We start from the raw sequence: 19,061 nt of genomic DNA on the forward strand, positions 1-19,061 counted from the left end.
AGCAACGATCCGAACGCGCCGGCAACGGGGCTTCACCCTGCTGGAAATCATGGTGGTGCTGGTGATCCTCGGCCTTCTGGTGGCGCTGGTGGCGCCGAATGTCCTGCAGAACCAGGACAAGGCGATGGTCGAAAAGGCCAGGGCCGACGTCGCCCTGCTGGAGCAGGCGCTGGACATGTACAAGTTGGACAACTTCCAGTACCCCACCACCGACCAGGGGCTGGAGGCGCTGGTGACGAAACCGGAAAACGGTCCGCAGCCCAAGCGCTACAACAGCAACGGCTACATCAAGCGCCTGCCCAGCGACCCATGGGGCAATCCCTACCAGTACCTGCAGCCGGGCACCAAGAAGGCGTTCGACGTCTACTCGCTGGGCGCGGATGGCGAGACGGGGGGAGAAGGGCTTGCGGCAGATATCGGCAACTAGCCCTGTCCGCGGCTTCACCCTGCTGGAGGTGATGCTGGTGATGGTGATTCTGGGCATGCTGACGGTCACCGTCTCCCTGGCGCTGCCGGAATCGTCCCAGCAGCGCCTGGAAAGCGATGCGCGCCGCCTGAAGGCGCAGATCGGGCTGGCGGCGGAACAGGCCATCTACCGCAATCGCGACCATGGCCTGTGGCTGGGCGACGCCGGCTATCGCTTCTATCGACGCGAGAAGGCGCGCTGGCTGCCCGTGGACACCGATTCGCGGCTGGCGGCCCTGGCGCTGAACGACGGGACTACGCTGCGGCTGCGCATGGCGGGACAAACGGTCGATACGAGCGGGAAGGCGCGCGAGCCGCAGATCTTCATCGCCAGCGACGGCCAGCTCAGCGAGTTCGAATTGACCCTCGGCCATCCCGACGCACAATGGCCGCAGGTGATCCGCGCCAGCTTCGCCGGCGATCTGCGACTGGTGCAGGCGGAGCGGCCGTGAATCCGTCGCGACAGCGTGGCCTCACGCTGCTGGAGGTGCTGGTGGCGCTCTCCATCTTCGCCCTGGCCGCCGGCGCCCTGCTCAAGATCGTCGGCGAGCACGGACGCCATGCCGGGCAGCTCGAGCTCCGCTATTTCGCCCAGTTGGCGGCCCAGAACCACCTGGCGAATCTGCATCTGCAGCCGGCCTGGCCGGCCACCGGCAAGCGCACCCGGAAGGTCGAGCTGGCGGGCTACAGGTTCACCCTCACCGAACAGGTGGAGGGAACCGACAATCCCGATATCCGTCGGGTGACGACCCGGACGACGGGCGATGACGGCCGGCTGCTGAGCGAACTGCAAGCCTTCATGGGAGCGACGCCGTGAAGGGCAGCGGCGGCTTCACCCTGCTCGAAGTGCTGGTGGCGATGGCCCTGCTGGCACTGCTCGGGCTCGCCGCGGCGCTGACGCTCAACAGCGGTCTGCGCAGCCAGCAGGTGGTGGGCGAAAGCATCGAGTCGCTGCAGCGCCTGCAACTGGCCCAGCAGCTGCTGCGCCGGGATCTGGAACAGTTGGTCGTCCGCCAGGGACGGAACGAGCGGGGCGACGTTCGGGCCCAGGTGCTGGTGGCTCCTGCCGACGGCGATCCGCAAGGGGTGCTCCTGGATTTCTACAAGACCGGCCGGCGCATCCTGTCCCGCTCGTCGCCGGGGTCCGGCCTCGAGCGCGTGCGCTATCGCCTGCGCGACGGGCGTCTGATTCGCGAAAGCTCGCCCCTGATCGACACCCCGGTGGGAACGAAATGGCACAGCGCCACGCTGCTGGAAGCGGTGGCGGACGTCGACCTGCGCTTCTTCTACAACCATACCTGGGTCGACCAATGGCCGCCGCTGCATGGCGCAGCCGGCCAGGGTTCGGCCGCAATGCTCCCCCAGGCGCTGGAGTTGACCATCGAAACCGACCGTTATGGAGCGGTGGCGCAGATCGTGCTGCTGCCGAGCGTCCCATGAAGGGCTCGGCACTGGCGGCCAGGCAGCATGGCCGTGGCATGGCGCTGATGGTCGTATTGCTGGTGGTGGCCCTGATCTCCCTCATCGCAACCCACCTGGGATCGCTGGTCCAGCTCAACATCCGGCAGGCGGCCAACCGCGAGCAATATCAGCAGGCCTACTGGTTCGCCCTGGGTGGCGAGAAAGTCGCGCGCAAACTGCTGGAATCGGCCCTCAAGACCGACAAGCGCACCCACCCGCAGCAGGCCTGGGCCGACCCGCGGCTCAGCTATCCCATCGACGGCGGCGTCATCAGGATCCGCATCCAGGACCAGAACGCCTGCTTCAATCTCAATGCCCTGAGCACCTTGAACACGCCTCAGGACGCCTCCCAGACCAAGGAGCCGCTGCTCTTGCGCCAGTTCGCCCGCCTGCTGGAAGAGCTGGGGGCCGACGAGTCCCAGACGGCGCAACTGGTCGAGCCGCTGCGCGACTGGCTTGACAACGACACCCTGCCGACCGGAGTCAAGGGTGCCGAAGACCTGTTCTACACCGGCCTGGAGCCGGCCTATCTGCCGGCGAACGGCCCCTTGGCGGATCCGACGGAGCTTTATCTCATCGGCGGCTTCCGGCAACTGGCCGCCAAGGCTCGGAACGACGAACAGAGTTTTCTGCACAGGCTTCGCCCTTATCTGTGCGCCCTGCCCGACACCAAGCTGCAGGTCAACGTGAATAGCCTCGGCCCGGAGCAGGCGCCGCTCCTCTCGGCCCTGTTCGAGGGACAGGTCCCCCACCGTCTGCTGACGCAATGGTTGAGCGAACGACCCGCGGAAGGCTTCGGCAATGTCGACGAGTTCTGGGCGCTGCTGACCCAGAGCGGCGACGACACGCTCTCCAGCGACGTCGACGCGGCCGTCAAGACGCAGCTCAAGGTCTCCTCCGAATTCTTTCTGGCCCGGATCGAGGTCGACTACCACGACGCGAATCTGGTGCTGCTATCGCGCATCCAGATGCGCAACGGCACCTCCGCCGTGTACCAACGCCATTATGGAGCGCTCGATGAATGAGTTTCTGCTGGTGAGTCTCGGGCCGCGGCCCGAGGCGCCCGTCGAGTGGCTGGTCTGGAACCCGGACGAGGCCCGCTGCGTCGACGCCGGACGGCTCGCCCATGCCGACGAGCTTCCCCAGCTGGCGCAACTGGCCCGTACCCACTCTTGTTATGCACTGCTGCCCCAGGAGCAGGTGCTGGTGAGCGAAGTCCGGCTGCCCAACGCCAGCCGCGCCGCCCGGCGGACGATACCCTACCAGCTCGAAGAACAACTCTGCGACGACCCGGCCCTGCTGCATTTCGCGGTGGGCAGCCCGCGCGCGGACCACCGCTACCCGGTGGCGATCGTCGCGCGCACGCTGATCGCGTCCTGGCGCGACCGCTTGCGCGCGGCGTCGATCCCGGCCAGGGCGCTGTTCGCCGATGCCCAGAGCCTGCGCGGCGACCCGGAGCGGCTGATGGCGACGCCCCTGGGCGAACGCCTGCTGATCAACGGCGCCGGCCTGGCCGGCCTGGCGTTCGCCAGCGAGGAACTGGCGAGCTGGCGACCGCTCCTGGAGCGGCACGGCGTCCTGGAAAGGCTGCCCGCCGCGCCGGACGCCCCGCCACTGGCGGCGCTGGCCGCGCGCCTGTCGCCCGAGCAGGCCATCGACCTGCTGCAGGGCGAGTACCGGCTGCAGGATGCACCCGAAACACGGCTGCGCAGCCTGAGGATTCCCGCGGCGCTGGGCCTGCTGACGCTGATCCTGGGCTTCGCCGCCCTGGGCCTCGAAAACCATCGCCTGGCCCGCCAGAAGGAAGCGCTCGACAAGCAGGTCGTCGAGCTGTTCCGCGAGGCCTTTCCGGAAGTGCGGAGAATCGTCGACCCGCGGGCCCAACTGGAACAGAAGCTCGACGAACTGCGTCAACGCCGGCAGGGCTCGCGCTTTCTGCGCCTGCTGGAGAGGAGCGCCCCGGCCTTCCGCCAGCATGGCGCCGTCAGGGTGACCGGCATGCGCTACGCGGAAGACGAGCGGCGCCTGGAGCTGGAACTGCAGGCGGCCGAGCAGTCCGCCTTCGAACGCTTCGCCGCCGCGCTGGAGCAGAACGGGCTGCGGGCCCGGCTCGGCCAGGTGCAGAAGCGCCAGCAGGACACCACCGCCCAGATGGCCGTAGAAGGAGTCGACTAGATGATCAAAGCCTGGATACAGGAGCTGAGCGACCGGGAAAGACTGCTTCTCGCGGGAGGCGTGCTGCTGGCTCTCGCCACCCTACTCTACCTGCTCGCCTGGCGCCCCATGGCGGCGGAGCAGGCACGCCTGCGGGAGCAGGTGGAGCGCAAGCAGGCCCTGGTCGCCTGGATGAGTGCCGCGAGCGAAGAGGCGAAACGTCTGCAGCCGTCCGGCACGCTGTCGGCGCCGAGCGACAAGCCCCTCGAACAACTACTGGCGGATCAGGCCTCGCGCCTGCAGCTCAAGGTGGCACAGGTCACCTCCGGCAGCGCGGGCGAAGTCACGCTCGCCCTCGACAGCGCCGACTTCAACCGGCTGCTGCAACTGCTGGAGCAGTCGAGCCGGGACGGCATCCGCCTGCTCAGGGCCGACCTGCGCAGCGCCGCCGCGCCCGGCCGGGTGGGCGCGCAGCTGACGTTTTCGAAGTAGCGCCCCGACCGCCTGCCCCTCAGCCCAACGCCTTCTCGAACACCTTCGACTGGCGCTGGTAGTTGTACAGCGAGGCGCGCGCCGCTGGCAGGCGCTCGACGCCGCTGGGCTGGAAGCCGCGCTCGCGGAACCAGTGGGCGGTGCGGGTGGTGAGCACGAACAGGGTCTTGAGGCCGAGCGCGCGGGCGCGCGCCTCGATGCGCTCAAGCAGCTCATCGCCGCGCCCGCCGTGGCGATACTCCGGGTTCACCGCCAGGCAGGCCAGCTCGCCGGCATCCGAGTCGGCAATCGGATAGAGCGCGGCGCAGGCGATGATCAGCCCGTCGCGCTCGACGATGCTGAACTGGCCGATCTCGCGCTCCAGCACCTCGCGCGAGCGGCGCACCAGGATGCCCTGCTCCTCCAGCGGGCGGATCAGCTCGAGCAGCCCGCCGACGTCCTCGATGGTCGCCTCGCGCAGCTTCTCGAACTGCTCCTGGGTGACCAGGGTGCCGCCGCCCTCGCGGGTGAACAGTTCGGTGAGCAGCGCGCCGTCCTCGGCATGGCTGACCATGTGGCTGCGCGGCACGCCGGCGCGGCAGGCCTGGGCGGCGGCGTCGAGCAGCTCGCCCTGGTAGTCGCCGCCCAGGCGCGCCAGGTGCGCCGGCACCTGCTGCGGACGCAGCTCGCGGATCAAGGCGCCGTGCTCGTCGAGCAGACCCGGCTCGGCGCCGAACAGCAGCAGCTTGTCGGCCTTCAGGTCGATGGCCGCACGGGTCGCCACGTCCTCGCAGGCGAGGTTGAAGATCTCCCCGGTGGGCGAATAGCCCAAAGGCGAAAGCAGCACGATGGCGCGCTCGTCGAGCTGGCGGCCGATGCCCTTGCGGTCGATGCGCCGCACTTCGCCGGTGTGCAGGTAGTCGACGCCGTCGACCACGCCGATCGGCCGGGCGGTGACGAAGTTGCCGCCGACCACCCGCAGCCGGGCGCCCTGCATCGGCGAGGCGGCCATGTCCATCGACAGGCGCGCCTCGATGGCCATGCGCAGGCTGCCGACCGCATCGATCACGCACTCCAGGGTCGGCCCGTCGGTGATCCGCAGACCGCGGTGGTAGCGCGGCGTCAGCCCGCGGGCGGCGAGGCGCGCCTCGATCTGCGGGCGCGAGCCGTGCACCAGCACCAGGCGCACGCCGAGGCTGTGCAGCAGCACCAGGTCGTGGACGATGTTGCCGAAGTTGGGATGCTCGACGCCCTCGCCCGGCAGCATGACCACGAAGGTGCGGTCGCGGTGGGCATTAATGTAGGGCGAGGCGTGGCGGAGCCAGTTGACGTAGTCGCGCATGAAAAACCTGTCGATGGAAAACTCGTATCTGCGGTCGTGTGTGGGAGCGGGGCAATAATGCCCAATCAGCAGGGTGGATGGCCGGAGCCATCCACCCTACGAACTGCGCCGCTCAGGCGGGATTCAGACAATAATGCCCGATCAGCCGGCGCAGCAGCTGCACGGTCGGCTCGATCCGCGCCAGCTCCAGATACTCGTCCGGCTGGTGGGCGCAGGCGATGTCGCCGGGGCCGAGAACGATGGTCTCGCAGCCGAGCTGCTGCAGGTAGGGCGCCTCGGTGCCGAAGGCCACCGCCTCGGCCCGGTGCCCGGTGAGGCGTTCGGCGAGCAGCACCAGTTCGCTGTCCGCCGCCTGCTCGAACGGCGGCAGACCGGGGAACAGCGGGCTGTAGTCGATGCGCACGCCGCGCCGCTCGGCCAGCGGCCGCAGCTTGCCGCGGATCGCCGCGCGCAGCTGCTCCGGCTCCATCCCCGGCAGCGGGCGCAGGTCGAACTCCAGGGCGCACTGACCGCAGATGCGGTTGGGGTTGTCGCCGCCGTGGATGCAGCCGAGGTTCAGGGTCGGCTGCGGCACGTTGAACAGCGGATTGCGGAATTCGCGCTGCCACTGGCCGCGCAGCTCGAGCAGCGCGCCGATGGCCTCGTGCATGGCCTCCAGGGCGCTGTTGCCGAGGCTGGGGTCGGAGGAATGGCCGCTGCTGCCCTGGATGTCGATGCGCTCCATCATCACCCCCTTGTGCAGGCGGATGGGCTTGAGGCCGGTCGGTTCGCCGATCACCGCGGCGCGGCCGAGCGGCCGCCCGGCGGCGGCCAGGGCGCGGGCGCCGGACATCGAGCTTTCCTCGTCGCAGGTGGCGAGGACCAGCAGTGGCTGGCGGAACGGCTGGTCGAGCAGCGGCCTGACCGCCTCGATGATCAGCGGGAAGAAGCCCTTCATGTCGCAGCTGCCGAGGCCGTACCAGCGGCCGTCGGCCTCGCGCAGACTCAGCGGATCGCTCTGCCACAGCGCGGCGTCGAAGGGCACGGTGTCGCTGTGCCCGGCCAGCACCAGGCCGCCGGGACCGCTGCCATGGGTGGCCAGCAGGTTGGCCTTGCCGGGGACGATGTCCTGGATCTCGCAGGCGAAGCCGAGATCGCCGAGCCAGGCGGCCAGGCGCTCGATCAGCGGGCGGTTGGGCAGGTCCAGGGAGGCCTGGGTGCAGCTCACCGACGGCAGGGCGATCAGCTCGGCGAACTGCTGCTTGAGACTGGGAAGGGGCATGGCCGGCACTCGGAAAAGGGTGCCTTGCATGATAGGTCGCAACCGGGGACGCGGGAAACCGCCGCGGCCGCCCACCGGGACGGCCGCGCGGGCAGGGTCAGCCGAAGACGGTCCGGAGAATGCCGAAGAACAGGATGGCGAGGATCGCACCGGCCGGCAGGGTGACGATCCAGGACACGAAGATCGAACCGATCACGCCGAGGTTCAGCGCACCGATGCCGCGGGCGATGCCGATGCCCAGCACGGCGCCGACCAGGGTGTGGGTGGTGGACACCGGCAGGCCGATGGCCGAGGCGCCGACCACGGTGGAGGCCGTGGCCAGTTCGGCGGCGAAGCCGCGGCTGGGGGTCAGCTCGGTGATTTCCTTGCCGATGGTGGCGATCACCTTGTAGCCGTAGGTGGCCAGACCGATGACGATGCCGACGGCGCCGAGCAGCAGCACCCAGCCCGGCACCGCCGCCTTGGCGCCGACCGCCGCGGCTCCCTGGGACTCGATCACGCCGACGATGGCCGCCAGCGGGCCGACCGCGTTGGCCACGTCGTTGGCGCCGTGGGCGAAGGCCATGGAGCAGGCGGTGAACACCATCAGCACGGCGAACACCTTCTCCACGCTGGCATAGTGGAAGGTCTTGTCCGCCTCGGCATCCACCTGGATGCGGCTGAGGATCGTCATGCCCAGCAGCATCACCAGCACGCCGATGCCGAGCGCCAGGAGGACGCCCTGATTGCCGGAGAGATGCAGACCGACGTGCTTGAGGCCCTTGGTCACGGTCATCAGCGCGACCATGAAGCCGGTGAGGAACATGTAGAAGGGCACGAAGCGCTTGGCGTTGCGAAACGGCGCATCGGTGTCGATGATCAGTTTCTGCACGCTCATGAACAGGCCGAAGGCGACCAGCCCCGAGAGGAACGGGGTGACGACCCAGCTGGCGACGATCGGGCCGATGGCGCTCCAGTGCACTGCATCCATCGACACACCGACCGCAGCGAAACCGATCACCGCACCGACGATCGAGTGGGTGGTGGACACCGGCCAACCTTTGGCGGTGGCGATCAGCAGCCAGGTACCGGCGGCCAGCAGCGCCGACATCATGCCCAGCACCATCAGGTCGGGGGTGATGATCGTAGCGTCGACGATGCCGTTCTTGATGGTTTCGGTCACCTCGCCGCCAGCGAGGTAGGCGCCACAGAATTCGAAGACCATGGCGATGAGAATCGCCTGCTTGATGGTCAGCGCGCGCGAGCCGACCGAGGTGCCCATGGCGTTGGCCACGTCGTTGGCGCCGACGCCCCAGGCCATGAAGAAACCGAACGTGCAGGCGAGTATCAGCAGGACGGAACCATAGTCCGCAATAAGAGACATGAGATTGATTACCTTTGAAACCCAGAAAGAACCTTGGCGCCTCAGCGTGCCAACAGCTGCTCCAGCCGGCCGCCGACGCGCTCGGCCCGGTCGGCGACCTCGCCGACCCACTCGATGACGGTGTAGAGGAACATCACGTCGACCGGCGGCAGCTGGCTCTCCAGCTTGAACAGCGCGCGGCGCACCTCGATCTGCAGGCGGTCGGTATCCTCCTCGATGCCCTCCAGCTCCTCGACCATGGTCACCACCTGGCTCGCCTCACGCCCGGCGAAGCCGGCCTCGAGCAGTTCGTCCAGCTCGTTCATCGCCTTCAGTGCCTGGGCGCTGGCATCCACGCAGCGCTGCACGTAGGTCAGCATCAAGGGCTGCAGGGTGGCCGGAATGACCATCTGACGGCCGAGCATGAGCCCGGCGATGTCCTTGGCACGGTTGGCGACTTTGTCCTGTACACTCAGCAGCTCGAGCAGGTCCGAACGCGGCACCGGCAGGAACAGGCTCTTGGGCAGGTGGATGCGCACGCTCTTCTTGAGCTGGTCGGCTTCCTTTTCCAGACGCACCATCTCCTGCTGTTCCCGCTCCACCCGGGCCCAGTCCTGGGCCATCACCGCCTCGAACAGCGGAACCAGGTGCGATGCGCACTCGTGCGCCTTGGCGATGTGCTGCTGCATCGGGCCGATGGGCGAGCGCCCGAACAGGCTGATGAAGGGATTGGTTGGCATAGGGTCGACCCCGTCCTCGAAAAAGGCGGCAAGTATACGGAGCGTCCCGGACAGCCGCCAGAAAATGTCATATTCCCGAAACACCCCAATGATAGGCGCCTGAAGCCACCAACCATGGTCAAAGAAACCGAAATCAAGCTGCGCGTCAGCCGTACCACCCTTGCCGCCCTGCGCGAGCATCCCCTGCTGAAGGCACGCAGCGAGAGCGGCTGGCAGCGCCACGAGCTGTTCAACCAGTACTACGACACCCCGGCGCGGGACCTGGCCCGCGCACGGGTAGCCCTGCGCCTGCGGCGCGACGGCGGGCAGTACATCCAGACCCTGAAGAGCCGCGGGCAGAGCGTCGCCGGCCTGTCCGAACGCAACGAGTGGGACTGGTACCTGGACCAACCCAGTCTGGACCCGGCGCGGCTCGACGACCAGTGCTGGCCGGCGGAGCTGGCCGGCCTGGACAAGACCGCCCTGCAGCCGATCTTCAGCACCGATTTCGTCCGCGAGAAGGCCGACCTCGTCTGGCAGCGCGACGGGCAGCGGGTGGCCGTCGAGGCGGCGCTGGATCTGGGCAAGGTGGTCGCAGGCCCGCGCGAGGAGGAAATCTGCGAGCTGGAGCTTGAGCTGCGCGAGGGCGAGCCCGCCGCGCTGCTGGAGCTGGCCCTCGCCCTGGCCGCCGACCTGCCGCTGATGCCCTGCGACATCAGCAAGGCCGAACGCGGCTACCGACTGTTCGACCCGGCCAGCTACACCCTCGCCCTGCCGGTGCCGACGCTCGGTGCGCAGGCGCCGCTGGACGAGGCCTTCGCGGCACTGGCCTGGCACCTGCTCGGCAGCAGCCAGCGGCTGGCCGAACAGTACCGCTTCAGCGGCCACTGGAAGCTGCTGGAGCAGTGGCTCGCCCAACTGATCGACCTGCGCGCCCTGCTCGGCAGCCTCGGCCAGGCGGCTCCGCGGGCCAGCTCCGGCGGCCTGCGCGGCGCCCTGGATGCCCTGCTCCAGGACTGGCGGCTGCAGCTTGCCGCCGGCCAGAACGACGAGGCCGTGCGCCAGGCGGCTCCGGCCCGCTTCGCCGCCGAACTGGAGCGGACCCGCTGGGGGCTGTTCTCGCTGCAGGCTTCGCACTGGCTGCTGACCCGCGCCTGGAGCGTCCGGCGCACCCCCACCGGCCAGCGCCAGGGTGCCGCGCCGCTGGGCCGCTGGCTGGCGCATCTGCTGGCGGACGAGGCGCGAGAGCTGCCGCTGACCCGCTGTCAGCAATACCCGGAAAGCCTAACGGAGCAACTTCCGCGTCTCGAGCGTGTGCTAGTCTGGCTGCGCCTTGCCCGTAACGTGCTGGAAATCCCCGAGCCAGACCGCCTGTACGGCGAACTGGTCAAGCTCGGCGAGCTGGCCACCCGTCCGCTGGACGACGTCCTGCGCGAGCGGCGTGCCGCCCAGGCACAGACCGTGGCGACCCTGAAACCCTGGAAAGCGCTGCTGAAATAGGCTCCCGCCGGCAGAGCGAGCGCCTCTGCCGCGCGTCTCCGTACGGACGCACGCCATGCTCAAGCTAAGTCTCAAAACGATCTTCGCCACCTGGCTGACCGGTCTCCTGGCACTCCTGCCGCTGACCCTGACCCTGGTGCTGCTGGCCTGGATCCTCAGCCTGCTGAACCGTCTGATCGGTCCCTCCACCCTCGCCGGGCAGATCTCCGCCGGGCTCGGCCAGTACTTCGTGAGCAATCCGTCGCTGGCCTACCTGTTCGGCGGTTTCGTGCTGCTGGCCTGCCTCTACCCGCTGGGCCTGGCCGTGCAGCTGGGCCTGCGCCGGCCGCTGACCCGGCTGATCGACGTCACCCTGCGGCGCACTCCGCTGATCGGCCAGCTCTACAACCTGGCGGACCGCTTCGTCGCCCTGCTGGACAAGAACAAGAACCCCGACATCGGCGCCATGAGCCCGGTCTGGTGCTTCTTCGGCGGCGACGGCACCGCCGTGCTGGCGCTGTTGCCGAGCCCCGTGCCGATCGAGATCGAAGGCCGCAGCTATCACGCCATCCTGGTCCCCACCGCGCCCATCCCGATTGGCGGCGGGCTGCTCTACGTGCCGGTGGAATGGGTGCGCCCGGCGCACATGGGGATCGAGGAGCTGACCAGCATCTATGTCTCCATGGGCCTCACGCCGCCCTCCAGGGCCAAGGCCAGGCGCGACCAAAGCCTCGACCTGGGTCACGGAAAAGGCCTCTGAAGACGGCCGTCGCTTCGCCCCGACGGCCCCATCGGGCATGCTGGCGAAAGACGCAGAACGACCGAGACCCCGCATGCCTTCCACCACATCTTCTTCCACCGAGGACCGCTGGCTCGAGCTGGGCGACCTGCTGCGCGAACTGGTCGCCCAGGGCCGGATCGGCCAGGACAGCGCCGAGCAGTGCCTGGCGATCCGCCGCAGCGCGCAGGACAACCAGCAGCATCCGCTGGAGTTCCTCGCCGCCCAGCAGCTCGACGACCGCCTCCAGCCCGGCCGCAGGCTCGACCTGGAAAGCCTCACCCAGTGGCTGGCCGACCACGCCGGGCAGCCCTACCTGCGCATCGACCCGCTGAAGATCGACGTCGCCGCGATCACCCCGCTGATGTCCTATGCCTTCGCCCAGCGCCACCGGATCCTCGCCGTGGCAGTCGCCCCCGACAGCGTCACGGTCGCCAGTGCGCAGCCCTTCGTCGGCAGTTGGGAAGCCAACCTGACCCATGTGCTCAGGCGGCCGATCCGCCGGGTGGTGGCCAACCCCGCCGACATCCAGCGCTTCACCGTGGAGTTCTACCGCCTGGCCAAGTCGGTCAGCGGCGCCTCGGCCACGGAGCAGAAGATCAGTGGCATCGGCAACTTCGAGCAGTTGCTCAAGCTCGGCGCGGCGGACCAGGAGCCGGACGCCAACGACGCGCACATCGTCACCATCGTCGATTGGCTGTTCCAGTACGCCTTCCAGCAGCGCGCCAGCGACATCCACATCGAGCCGCGCCGCGAGGCCGGCGGCGTGCGCTTTCGCATCGACGGCGTGCTGCACAACGTCTATCAGTTTCCGCCGCAGGTGACCATGGCGGTGGTCAGCCGGCTGAAGAGCCTCGGCCGGATGAACGTCGCCGAGAAGCGCAAGCCGCAGGATGGCCGGGTCAAGACCAGGAGCCCGGACGGCGGCGAGATCGAGCTGCGCCTCTCCACCCTGCCGACCGCCTTCGGCGAGAAGCTGGTGATGCGCATCTTCGACCCCGAGGTATTGCTCAAGAGCTTCGACGCCCTCGGCTTCTCCGCCGACGACCTGCGCCGCTGGCAGAGCATGACCGGCCAGCCCAACGGCATCATCCTGGTCACCGGCCCGACCGGCTCGGGCAAGACCACCACCCTCTACACCACGCTGAAACAACTGGCGACGCCGGAGGTCAACGTCTGCACCATCGAAGACCCCATCGAGATGATCGAACCGGCGTTCAACCAGATGCAGGTGCAGCACAACATCGACCTGACCTTCGCCAGCGGCGTGCGCGCGCTGATGCGCCAGGACCCGGACATCATCATGGTCGGCGAGATCCGCGATCTGGAGACCGCCGAGATAGCCATCCAGGCGGCGCTCACCGGCCACCTGGTGCTCTCCACCCTGCACACCAACGACGCCCCCAGCGCCATCACCCGCCTGCTCGAGCTGGGCGTACCCTACTACCTGATCAAGGCCACCCTGCTCGGGGTCATGGCCCAGCGCCTGGTACGCACCCTGTGTCCGCACTGCAAGGCGCCGGTGACGCTCGACGAGGTCGACTGGCAGGCGCTCACCCGGCCCTGGAACGCCCCGCTGCCGGGCGGCGCCCACGAGGCGGTGGGTTGTCCTGAATGTCGCGATACCGGTTACCGCGGGCGTGCCGGGGTCTACGAGATCATGCTGTTGAACGATGCCATCAAGCCACTGATCAAAGCCGATACCGATCTGCTCGCGTTGCGCCGCGCCGCCTTCAAAGACGGCATGCGCAGCCTGCGCCTGTCCGGCGCGCTGAAGATCGCCACCGGATCGACCACCCTGGAGGAGGTCATGCGAGTCACCCCACAGAGCGAACAGCGCTAACCCGGTAGGATCACAGACCTGCCGCCGTATCCCGCCCACCGTCAGGAACTCCCCATGCCAAGCCGTCGCACCGCCCGCCCCCATCCCGGTTCCGCCCGTACCGGCCTGTGGAGCCACCGATGCTGCTGACCTTCCTGCAAGGGCTGTCGTCCTGGCACTGGCTGGGGCTCGGCATCCTGCTGCTGATCCTGGAGGTCTTCGACGCCGGCGGCTATCTGCTGTGGATGGCCCTGGTCGCCACCGGCCTCGCCATATTGCTGCAGGTCCTGCCCGACTTTTCCTGGAAACTGCAGCTCTTGCTGTTCATCAGCCTGTCGACGCTGCTGCTGCTGCTCTGGCAACACTGGCGCCGGCGCCTGCTGGACCGCTGATCAGGTCGGCTGCGCCCACGCCCGCCACCAGGGAACTCGAACCGCCCGGAAATGATCTCATTTAGGCATCATTTCCTGGAGTTCCCCATGAACAGCAAGATCGCCGGCCTCGCCATCAGCCTCATCGTGCTCCCCTTCGGCGCAGCGCAGGCCCACGACGATGACTTCCTGCGCGACATCATCTCTTCCGGCCTTACCACCGCCTCCACTTATATGACCTTCAAGGACGACAAGCTGATCGTCGCCGCTCAGGAGGACGCCGGCACCTTCATCGCCAGCGACGGCCAGATCCGCGGCCCCTATCTGGAAGCGGCGCTGCAGCAACTGCGCGAGGCCAATCCGCAGCTGCAGGCCAGCGACACGGAGCTGGCCAGCGCGATTCTCGCCAGCCAGCCCGAATCCCCGGCGCGTTTCGGGAGCCGCTGAGAGCTGCGCGGAGCCGGTAACGGCCGGGCGTTACCCGTCGGGCCAAACCGCCGCCCGGTTGTTACCCTCGCCTCAGCCGTGGGTAGCAAACCTGGGTCGAACGGAAACAGAATTCTTCCCGCCAAAGCCCCCGGCAGAACACCATTTAATATAAGCTACTGATATACAAGGATTTTATTTTTCTGGCACGGGTAATGCTCTATCTCACATACAACAAAAATAAAAATGGCACTTCAAGAACAACAACAGAAACGACTCTGACATAACAAAAACAAGCACGGCAGAGACGGCGCAAACTGATTTTTTTGGAGAGGATACGCGTTCCGGGGTCGAGGCCCCGCAGCCGGACAGAGAACAATAAAACTACCTTGAGGTAGCGCCCGGACTGGTTGGATCACCTGGTGATCATCGCGATATCGGCGATCAAAGAAATACGTTTGCTCTTGGCCCCGACTGGGGCTGACTGAAGCACCTTCTTCAGGGTGGCGGTCGACAAGAACAACAACAGATCGAGCACAAGAAGAACAAAGCACAAAGTCGATTTGGAGGGGAGCTCAGGCTCCCCTCTGTGCTTTGAGCGATATCTCCCTCCTTGGGAAGCTCCACTCACTCCCGCGGTTCGCCACTCCCCAACTCCTCCTCCAGCTTCGCCAGCCGCTCCTCCAGTTCCGCGATGCGCGCCTCCAGCGCCTCGATCCGGCCGCTCGTCGCCCCGTCGCTACCGGCCGGCTGAGTCGCACGCGCGGCCAGCAGTTCCTCCAGGTACTCCGGAGTACCCAGCAGGTGCATATAGCGCTCCTCGCGCTGCCCCGACTGGCGCGGCAGCCGGCTCACCAGCTCGCGACCGATCAGCCGCTCCAGCTGATGCTGCAGTTCCTCACCGTCGTCGAAGTCGCACAGGCGGGCACTGCGGGTCAGCAGCTCGTTGATGGTCTGTGGGCCGCGCAGCAACAGCAGCCCGATCAGCGCCAGCTGCGGCGGGGTGAGTTGCAGGGCCTTGTCGAGACGGTGCTCCCAGCGGTCCGCCCGGCTGCCCATGACCAGCTGCACCAGGGAGCGCCCCTCCAGCAGGCGCAGGCTCTGGCCGACCTGGCCGGGATCGAGGTTCATCAGCGGCTCGCGACTGGTCTTCTGGTTGCAGGCCAGTACCAGGGCATTGAGGGTCAGCGGGTAGCTTTCCGGTGTGGTCGCCTGTTTCTCGATCAGGCAACCCAGAATGCGGACCTCGATGGCGTTGAGCGGCTCTTGGGCAGGCCGCGCTTCGGAGTGATCGGACATGGCTGGACATCCTCGACGTGGAAACTCCTAGCCTACCGGGAGTGCTACGTCCCTGAACATATCCCGGCCCCGGCCGGGCACATGCTGTGATCGAAAAAACAGGCTGCTATGATCCTCCGGGGATTCGTCGCGAGTCTCTACCGCAAGGCGACACGGACAGGGCAACGATGTACCCGACCCCCTCACCACCAGGTCAACTGCAACTGAGCAGCGCCGGTCAGCCTCCCGGGCTGAACGTCGTCGGCGACTGGACACTGCAGCACTACCCACGCCTGAAGCGCGAAGTCGAGCGCACCCGGCCGCGGCTCGACGACGCCTGCCCGGTCGTGCTGGACGGACTGGGCGCCCTCGACACTGCAGGCGCCGGCCTGCTGGTGGAGTTGCTCGGCACCCAGCGACTCGCGGACATCGCCCACTGGGCGCCGCAACTGCCGGCCGAGCGTCAGGCCCTGCTGCGCACGGTTGCCACGGCGGTCGCCGACGCCGCCGTCGGCCCCGAGGAAGAGCCGGAGCGCTCCACCCTCAAGGACGAGCTGGCGCACATCGGGCGGGTCGTCGAAACGCTCTGGGAGCAGCAGCGCACGCTGTACGGCTTCATCGGCCTGACCCTGAGCACCCTGCTCGCGACCCTGCTGCGCCCGCGGCGCTGGCGCATCACCCCACTGGTGGCGCACATCGAGCGGACCGGGCTGGACGCCGTGCCCATCGTCGCCCTGCTGACCTTCATGGTCGGTGCTGTGGTGGCCTTTCTCGGCGCCACCGTGCTCGGCCAGTTCGGCGCCACCATCTATACCGTCAATCTGGTCGCCTATTCCTTCCTGCGCGAATTCGGCGTGCTGCTCTGTGCCATCCTGATGGCAGGGCGCACCGCCAGCGCCTTCGCCGCGCAGATCGGCGCGATGAAGGCCAACGAAGAAATCGACGCGATCCGCGCCCTCGGCCTCGATCCGATCGAGCTGCTGGTGCTGCCGCGGGTGCTGGCGATGCTGGTGACCCTGCCGATCCTCACCCTCATCGCCATGCTCTGCGGCATCCTCGGCGGCCTGGCGGTCTGCGTCCTGGCACTGGGCATTTCACCGGTACAGTACTTTGCCATTCTCGAACAGGAGATTCCGGTCAACCACTATCTGGTCGGCCTCGGCAAGGCCCCGCTGTTCGCCTTCCTGATCGCCGTGATCGGCTGCCTGGAGGGCTTCAAGGCCGGCGGCAGCGCCCAGTCGGTCGGCGAACACACCACCTCCAGCGTGGTGCAGTCGATCTTCATGGTGATCCTGCTGGACGCCCTGGCCGCCCTGTTCCTCATGGAGATGGGCTGGTGACTGCCAACACGCCGCTACAGGAGCCGCTGATCCGGGTGCGCGGCCTGGTGAATCGCTTCGGCCGCCAGACGGTCCATGACAGCCTCGACCTGGACATCCGGCGCGGCGAGATTCTCGGCGTGGTCGGCGGCTCGGGCACCGGCAAGTCGGTGCTGCTGCGCAGCATCGTCGGCCTGCACCGGCCCAGCGCCGGGCGGATCGAAGTGTTCGGCGAGGACCTGCTGAACCTGCCGGCCGCACGGCGCTCCCGGCTGGAGCGGCGCTTCGGCGTGCTCTTCCAGCAGGGCGCCCTGTTCACCTCGCTGAACCTCGAGGAAAACGTCGCCCTGCCGCTGATCGAGCATGCCGGACTGCCGCGTCCCGAAGCCGGGCATCTGGCCCGGCTCAAGCTGGCCCTGGCCGGGCTGCCGGCCAACGCCGCCTGCAAGTACCCGGACGAGCTGTCCGGCGGAATGATCAAGCGCGCCGCCCTGGCCCGCGCCCTGGCCCTGGATCCGGAAGTGCTCTTTCTCGACGAGCCGACCGCCGGGCTCGATCCGATCGGCGCGGCGGCCTTCGACCGGCTTATCCTCACCCTGCGCGATGCTCTCGGGCTCAGCGTGCTCCTGGTCACCCACGACCTCGACACCTTGTATACCAGCTGCGACCGGGTGGCCGTGCTGGCGCAAAGGCGCGTGCTGGTCGAAGGCCGCCTGGAAGTGGTGGCGGCCACCGATGACCCCTGGATCCGCGAATATTTCCACGGCCCACGCGGCCGCGCGGCACACCAGGCCGCCGAACTGCAGGAGACCCCCTGATGGAAACCCGCGCTCATCATGTGCTGATCGGTCTGTTCACGGTCGTGGCGGTGATCGCCGCCCTGTTTCTCGCCCTCTGGCTGAGCAAGTCCAGCCTGGACCGCGAATTCGACCACTACGAAATTCTGTTCAACCACTCGGTGAGCGGCCTGGCGGTCGGCAGCCCGGTGGAATACAGCGGCATCCGGGTCGGCGACGTGGAGCAGCTCTGGCTCGACCCCGAGGACCCGCGCATGGCCCGCGCGCGCATCCGCCTCGACAGCGGCACGCCGATCAAGCGCGACACCCGCGCCCGCCTGCTGCTGGCCAACATTACCGGCGCCCGCAGCATCCAGCTGTTCGGCGGCACCCCGCAAAGCCCGCCGCTCGAAGGCGAAGGCGGCAAGCCGCCGCTGATCGTCGCCGACCCCTCCCCGCTCAACACCCTGCTCGACGAGGGCGAAGACGTGATGAGCAGCATCAACAGCATCTTGACCGGCGCCAGCCAGCTCTTCTCGACCGAGAACGCCAGCCGCCTCGGCCGCACCCTGGAGCATCTCGAACAAGCCACGGGCGCAATCGCCGAGCAGCGCGCCGACCTCGGCCAGGCTGTGCAACAGCTCAACCAGCTCGGCCAGCAGACCGGCGTCCTGCTCGAGGAAATCACCCGCCTGGCGCGCAACGCCAATGGCCTGCTGGACGACAACGGCCGCCAGTTGCTGGCCAGCGCGCAGCGCTCGATGAACGCCCTCGAACGCAGCACGACACGCCTGGATCGCCTGCTGGAGAGCAATCAGCAGGCCCTGAACAACGGCATGAACGGCATCGCCGAGCTGGGCCCGGCGATCAGCGAGCTGCGCACCACCCTCGGCGGGCTGCGCCGGGTCACCCGCCGTCTCGAGGACAATCCTTCCGGTTTCTTCCTCGGCCGGGAGCAGATGCAGGAGTTCGCGCCATGAACCACCGCCTCCCCGTCCTGCTCGTCCTGCTGGTCAATCTGAGCGCCTGCTCGGTGCTGCCCGAGGCCGAACGGATCCACATCTACCGCCTGCCCGGCACACCGCTCCAAGCCCAGCCGGCCACCGCCCGCCTCGACCAGGCGCTGCGCATCGCCACTCCCAAGGCCGACCGCATGCTCGGCAGCGCACGCATCGCGGTGGTGCCGGAAGGCAACCGGATCAGCAGCTACCAGGGTGCCCGCTGGAGCGACGATGCTCCGACCCTGCTGCGCGACCGGCTGATCGAGGCCTTCCGCGAGGACGGCCGGGCCGCTTCGGTGAGCAGCGACGACAACCACCTCCATGCCGATCTGGAGCTGCTCGGCGACCTGCGCGGCTTTCATAGCGAATACGTCGACGGCAAGCCGCAGGTGCGGGTCAGCCTGGATGTCAACCTGGTGCACAGCGCCAGTCAGCGCATCCTCGCCAGCCGCCGCTTCGAGGTGCGCCAGAGCGCCCGCGACGAACGGCTCGACAGCGTGGTTGCCGCCTTCGGCACGGCCGGCGACCAGCTGAGCCGACAGCTGGTGGACTGGACCCTGGCCCAGGGCGGGCGCCTGGCCGGCCGCTAATCCGCG

General features: G+C 68.0%; 21 protein-coding genes. 16 read left to right on the forward strand and 5 right to left on the reverse strand.

Features of this window, described 5'->3' with window-relative positions; translation table 11 throughout:
- Nucleotides 1–7 precede the first annotated feature (7 nt).
- Genes gspG through gspM form a run of 7 tightly spaced genes read left to right on the forward strand, consistent with a single transcriptional unit; the run spans nt 8 to nt 4,572 of the window.
- Nucleotides 8–427 carry a type II secretion system major pseudopilin GspG gene (gspG, locus tag GCU53_RS10340; protein ID WP_167520109.1) on the forward strand — a complete coding sequence of 140 codons (420 nt, stop codon included), beginning with the start codon at nt 8–10 and terminating at the stop codon, nt 425–427.
- Nucleotides 405–917, forward strand: coding sequence for a type II secretion system minor pseudopilin GspH (gspH, locus tag GCU53_RS10345; protein ID WP_167520056.1), 513 nt, complete (start codon nt 405–407; stop codon nt 915–917). Before gspG ends, gspH begins: the two co-directional genes overlap by 23 nt.
- A complete protein-coding gene (gene gspI / locus GCU53_RS10350; RefSeq protein WP_167520057.1) occupies nt 914–1,282 on the forward strand; it encodes a type II secretion system minor pseudopilin GspI in 369 nt (122 codons plus the stop codon). Before gspH ends, gspI begins: the two co-directional genes overlap by 4 nt.
- Entirely contained in the window at nt 1,279–1,905 is a 627-nt protein-coding gene (gspJ, locus tag GCU53_RS10355; RefSeq protein ID WP_152387540.1) for a type II secretion system minor pseudopilin GspJ, read from the forward strand. The genes gspI and gspJ overlap by 4 nt, the downstream gene beginning before the upstream one ends.
- On the forward strand, nt 1,902–2,951 hold the full coding sequence (gene gspK, locus GCU53_RS10360) for a type II secretion system minor pseudopilin GspK (RefSeq protein ID WP_167520058.1): 1,050 nt from the start codon (nt 1,902–1,904) through the stop codon (nt 2,949–2,951). The genes gspJ and gspK overlap by 4 nt, the downstream gene beginning before the upstream one ends.
- On the forward strand, nt 2,944–4,101 hold the full coding sequence (gene gspL / locus GCU53_RS10365) for a type II secretion system protein GspL (RefSeq protein WP_167520059.1): 1,158 nt from the start codon (nt 2,944–2,946) through the stop codon (nt 4,099–4,101). The genes gspK and gspL overlap by 8 nt, the downstream gene beginning before the upstream one ends.
- On the forward strand, nt 4,102–4,572 hold the full coding sequence (gene gspM / locus GCU53_RS10370; protein WP_152387543.1) for a type II secretion system protein GspM: 471 nt from the start codon (nt 4,102–4,104) through the stop codon (nt 4,570–4,572). It begins immediately after the preceding gene.
- A gap of 19 nt (nt 4,573–4,591) precedes the next feature.
- Here the strand turns inward: gspM and argA are convergent, their stop codons facing one another.
- From argA to GCU53_RS10390, 4 genes are all read right to left on the reverse strand, one after another.
- Nucleotides 4,592–5,893, reverse strand: coding sequence for an amino-acid N-acetyltransferase (gene argA, locus GCU53_RS10375; protein WP_152387544.1), 1,302 nt, complete (start codon nt 5,891–5,893; stop codon nt 4,592–4,594).
- Nucleotides 5,894–6,005: 112 nt separating this feature from the next.
- On the reverse strand, nt 6,006–7,154 hold the full coding sequence (argE, locus tag GCU53_RS10380; RefSeq protein ID WP_152387545.1) for an acetylornithine deacetylase: 1,149 nt from the start codon (nt 7,152–7,154) through the stop codon (nt 6,006–6,008).
- A gap of 97 nt (nt 7,155–7,251) precedes the next feature.
- Entirely contained in the window at nt 7,252–8,517 is a 1,266-nt protein-coding gene (locus GCU53_RS10385; RefSeq protein WP_152387546.1) for an inorganic phosphate transporter, read from the reverse strand.
- A 41-nt stretch (nt 8,518–8,558) separates the two neighbouring features.
- Entirely contained in the window at nt 8,559–9,236 is a 678-nt protein-coding gene (locus GCU53_RS10390) for a TIGR00153 family protein (protein WP_152387547.1), read from the reverse strand.
- 114 nt (nt 9,237–9,350) lie between these two features.
- Between GCU53_RS10390 and GCU53_RS10395 the strand changes: the two genes are divergently transcribed.
- From GCU53_RS10395 to GCU53_RS10415, 5 genes are all read left to right on the forward strand, one after another.
- On the forward strand, nt 9,351–10,715 hold the full coding sequence (locus GCU53_RS10395) for a CYTH domain-containing protein (protein ID WP_152387548.1): 1,365 nt from the start codon (nt 9,351–9,353) through the stop codon (nt 10,713–10,715).
- A 55-nt stretch (nt 10,716–10,770) separates the two neighbouring features.
- Nucleotides 10,771–11,454 (forward strand): DUF502 domain-containing protein, encoded by a 684-nt coding sequence (locus GCU53_RS10400; RefSeq protein WP_152387549.1) that lies wholly within the window; start codon nt 10,771–10,773, stop codon nt 11,452–11,454.
- A gap of 73 nt (nt 11,455–11,527) precedes the next feature.
- Complete coding sequence (gene tfpB, locus GCU53_RS10405; RefSeq protein ID WP_152387550.1) at nt 11,528–13,315, forward strand: type IV pilus assembly ATPase TfpB; 1,788 nt, start codon at nt 11,528–11,530, stop codon at nt 13,313–13,315.
- 119 nt (nt 13,316–13,434) lie between these two features.
- Entirely contained in the window at nt 13,435–13,686 is a 252-nt protein-coding gene (locus tag GCU53_RS10410) for an NfeD family protein (RefSeq protein ID WP_152387551.1), read from the forward strand.
- 87 nt (nt 13,687–13,773) lie between these two features.
- On the forward strand, nt 13,774–14,112 hold the full coding sequence (locus GCU53_RS10415; RefSeq protein ID WP_152387552.1) for a DUF2388 domain-containing protein: 339 nt from the start codon (nt 13,774–13,776) through the stop codon (nt 14,110–14,112).
- A gap of 606 nt (nt 14,113–14,718) precedes the next feature.
- On the opposite strand, the gene GCU53_RS10420 is transcribed toward GCU53_RS10415, so the two are convergent.
- Nucleotides 14,719–15,390 (reverse strand): YceH family protein, encoded by a 672-nt coding sequence (locus GCU53_RS10420; protein WP_152387553.1) that lies wholly within the window; start codon nt 15,388–15,390, stop codon nt 14,719–14,721.
- 167 nt (nt 15,391–15,557) lie between these two features.
- Between GCU53_RS10420 and GCU53_RS10425 the strand changes: the two genes are divergently transcribed.
- The 4 genes from GCU53_RS10425 to GCU53_RS10440 are packed head-to-tail and all read left to right on the forward strand — an operon-like array spanning nt 15,558 to nt 19,055.
- A complete protein-coding gene (locus tag GCU53_RS10425) occupies nt 15,558–16,709 on the forward strand; it encodes an MlaE family ABC transporter permease (protein WP_152387554.1) in 1,152 nt (383 codons plus the stop codon).
- On the forward strand, nt 16,706–17,506 hold the full coding sequence (locus GCU53_RS10430; RefSeq protein ID WP_152387555.1) for an ABC transporter ATP-binding protein: 801 nt from the start codon (nt 16,706–16,708) through the stop codon (nt 17,504–17,506). The genes GCU53_RS10425 and GCU53_RS10430 overlap by 4 nt, the downstream gene beginning before the upstream one ends.
- Nucleotides 17,506–18,444 (forward strand): MlaD family protein, encoded by a 939-nt coding sequence (locus GCU53_RS10435; RefSeq protein ID WP_152387556.1) that lies wholly within the window; start codon nt 17,506–17,508, stop codon nt 18,442–18,444. Before GCU53_RS10430 ends, GCU53_RS10435 begins: the two co-directional genes overlap by 1 nt.
- On the forward strand, nt 18,441–19,055 hold the full coding sequence (locus GCU53_RS10440; RefSeq protein ID WP_152387557.1) for an ABC-type transport auxiliary lipoprotein family protein: 615 nt from the start codon (nt 18,441–18,443) through the stop codon (nt 19,053–19,055). The genes GCU53_RS10435 and GCU53_RS10440 overlap by 4 nt, the downstream gene beginning before the upstream one ends.
- Nucleotides 19,056–19,061 lie beyond the last annotated feature (6 nt).

It is taken from the genome of Azotobacter salinestris (genome assembly GCF_009363155.1).
In the GTDB taxonomy this organism is placed as follows: Bacteria; Pseudomonadota; Gammaproteobacteria; order Pseudomonadales; family Pseudomonadaceae; genus Azotobacter; species Azotobacter salinestris.

Coding starts and splice junctions, on each gene's coding strand:
- gspK (WP_167520058.1), top strand. CDS start 1,902: ATGAAGGGCTCGGCACTGGCGGCCAGGCAGCATGGCCGTGGCATGGCG.
- gspL (WP_167520059.1), top strand. CDS start 2,944: ATGAATGAGTTTCTGCTGGTGAGTCTCGGGCCGCGGCCCGAGGCGCCC.
- gspM (WP_152387543.1), top strand. CDS start 4,102: ATGATCAAAGCCTGGATACAGGAGCTGAGCGACCGGGAAAGACTGCTT.
- argA (WP_152387544.1), bottom strand. CDS start 5,893: ATGCGCGACTACGTCAACTGGCTCCGCCACGCCTCGCCCTACATTAAT.
- argE (WP_152387545.1), bottom strand. CDS start 7,154: ATGCCCCTTCCCAGTCTCAAGCAGCAGTTCGCCGAGCTGATCGCCCTG.
- GCU53_RS10385 (WP_152387546.1), bottom strand. CDS start 8,517: ATGTCTCTTATTGCGGACTATGGTTCCGTCCTGCTGATACTCGCCTGC.
- GCU53_RS10390 (WP_152387547.1), bottom strand. CDS start 9,236: ATGCCAACCAATCCCTTCATCAGCCTGTTCGGGCGCTCGCCCATCGGC.
- GCU53_RS10395 (WP_152387548.1), top strand. CDS start 9,351: ATGGTCAAAGAAACCGAAATCAAGCTGCGCGTCAGCCGTACCACCCTT.
- GCU53_RS10400 (WP_152387549.1), top strand. CDS start 10,771: ATGCTCAAGCTAAGTCTCAAAACGATCTTCGCCACCTGGCTGACCGGT.
- tfpB (WP_152387550.1), top strand. CDS start 11,528: ATGCCTTCCACCACATCTTCTTCCACCGAGGACCGCTGGCTCGAGCTG.
- GCU53_RS10410 (WP_152387551.1), top strand. CDS start 13,435: ATGCTGCTGACCTTCCTGCAAGGGCTGTCGTCCTGGCACTGGCTGGGG.
- GCU53_RS10415 (WP_152387552.1), top strand. CDS start 13,774: ATGAACAGCAAGATCGCCGGCCTCGCCATCAGCCTCATCGTGCTCCCC.
- GCU53_RS10420 (WP_152387553.1), bottom strand. CDS start 15,390: ATGTCCGATCACTCCGAAGCGCGGCCTGCCCAAGAGCCGCTCAACGCC.
- GCU53_RS10425 (WP_152387554.1), top strand. CDS start 15,558: ATGTACCCGACCCCCTCACCACCAGGTCAACTGCAACTGAGCAGCGCC.
- GCU53_RS10435 (WP_152387556.1), top strand. CDS start 17,506: ATGGAAACCCGCGCTCATCATGTGCTGATCGGTCTGTTCACGGTCGTG.
- GCU53_RS10440 (WP_152387557.1), top strand. CDS start 18,441: ATGAACCACCGCCTCCCCGTCCTGCTCGTCCTGCTGGTCAATCTGAGC.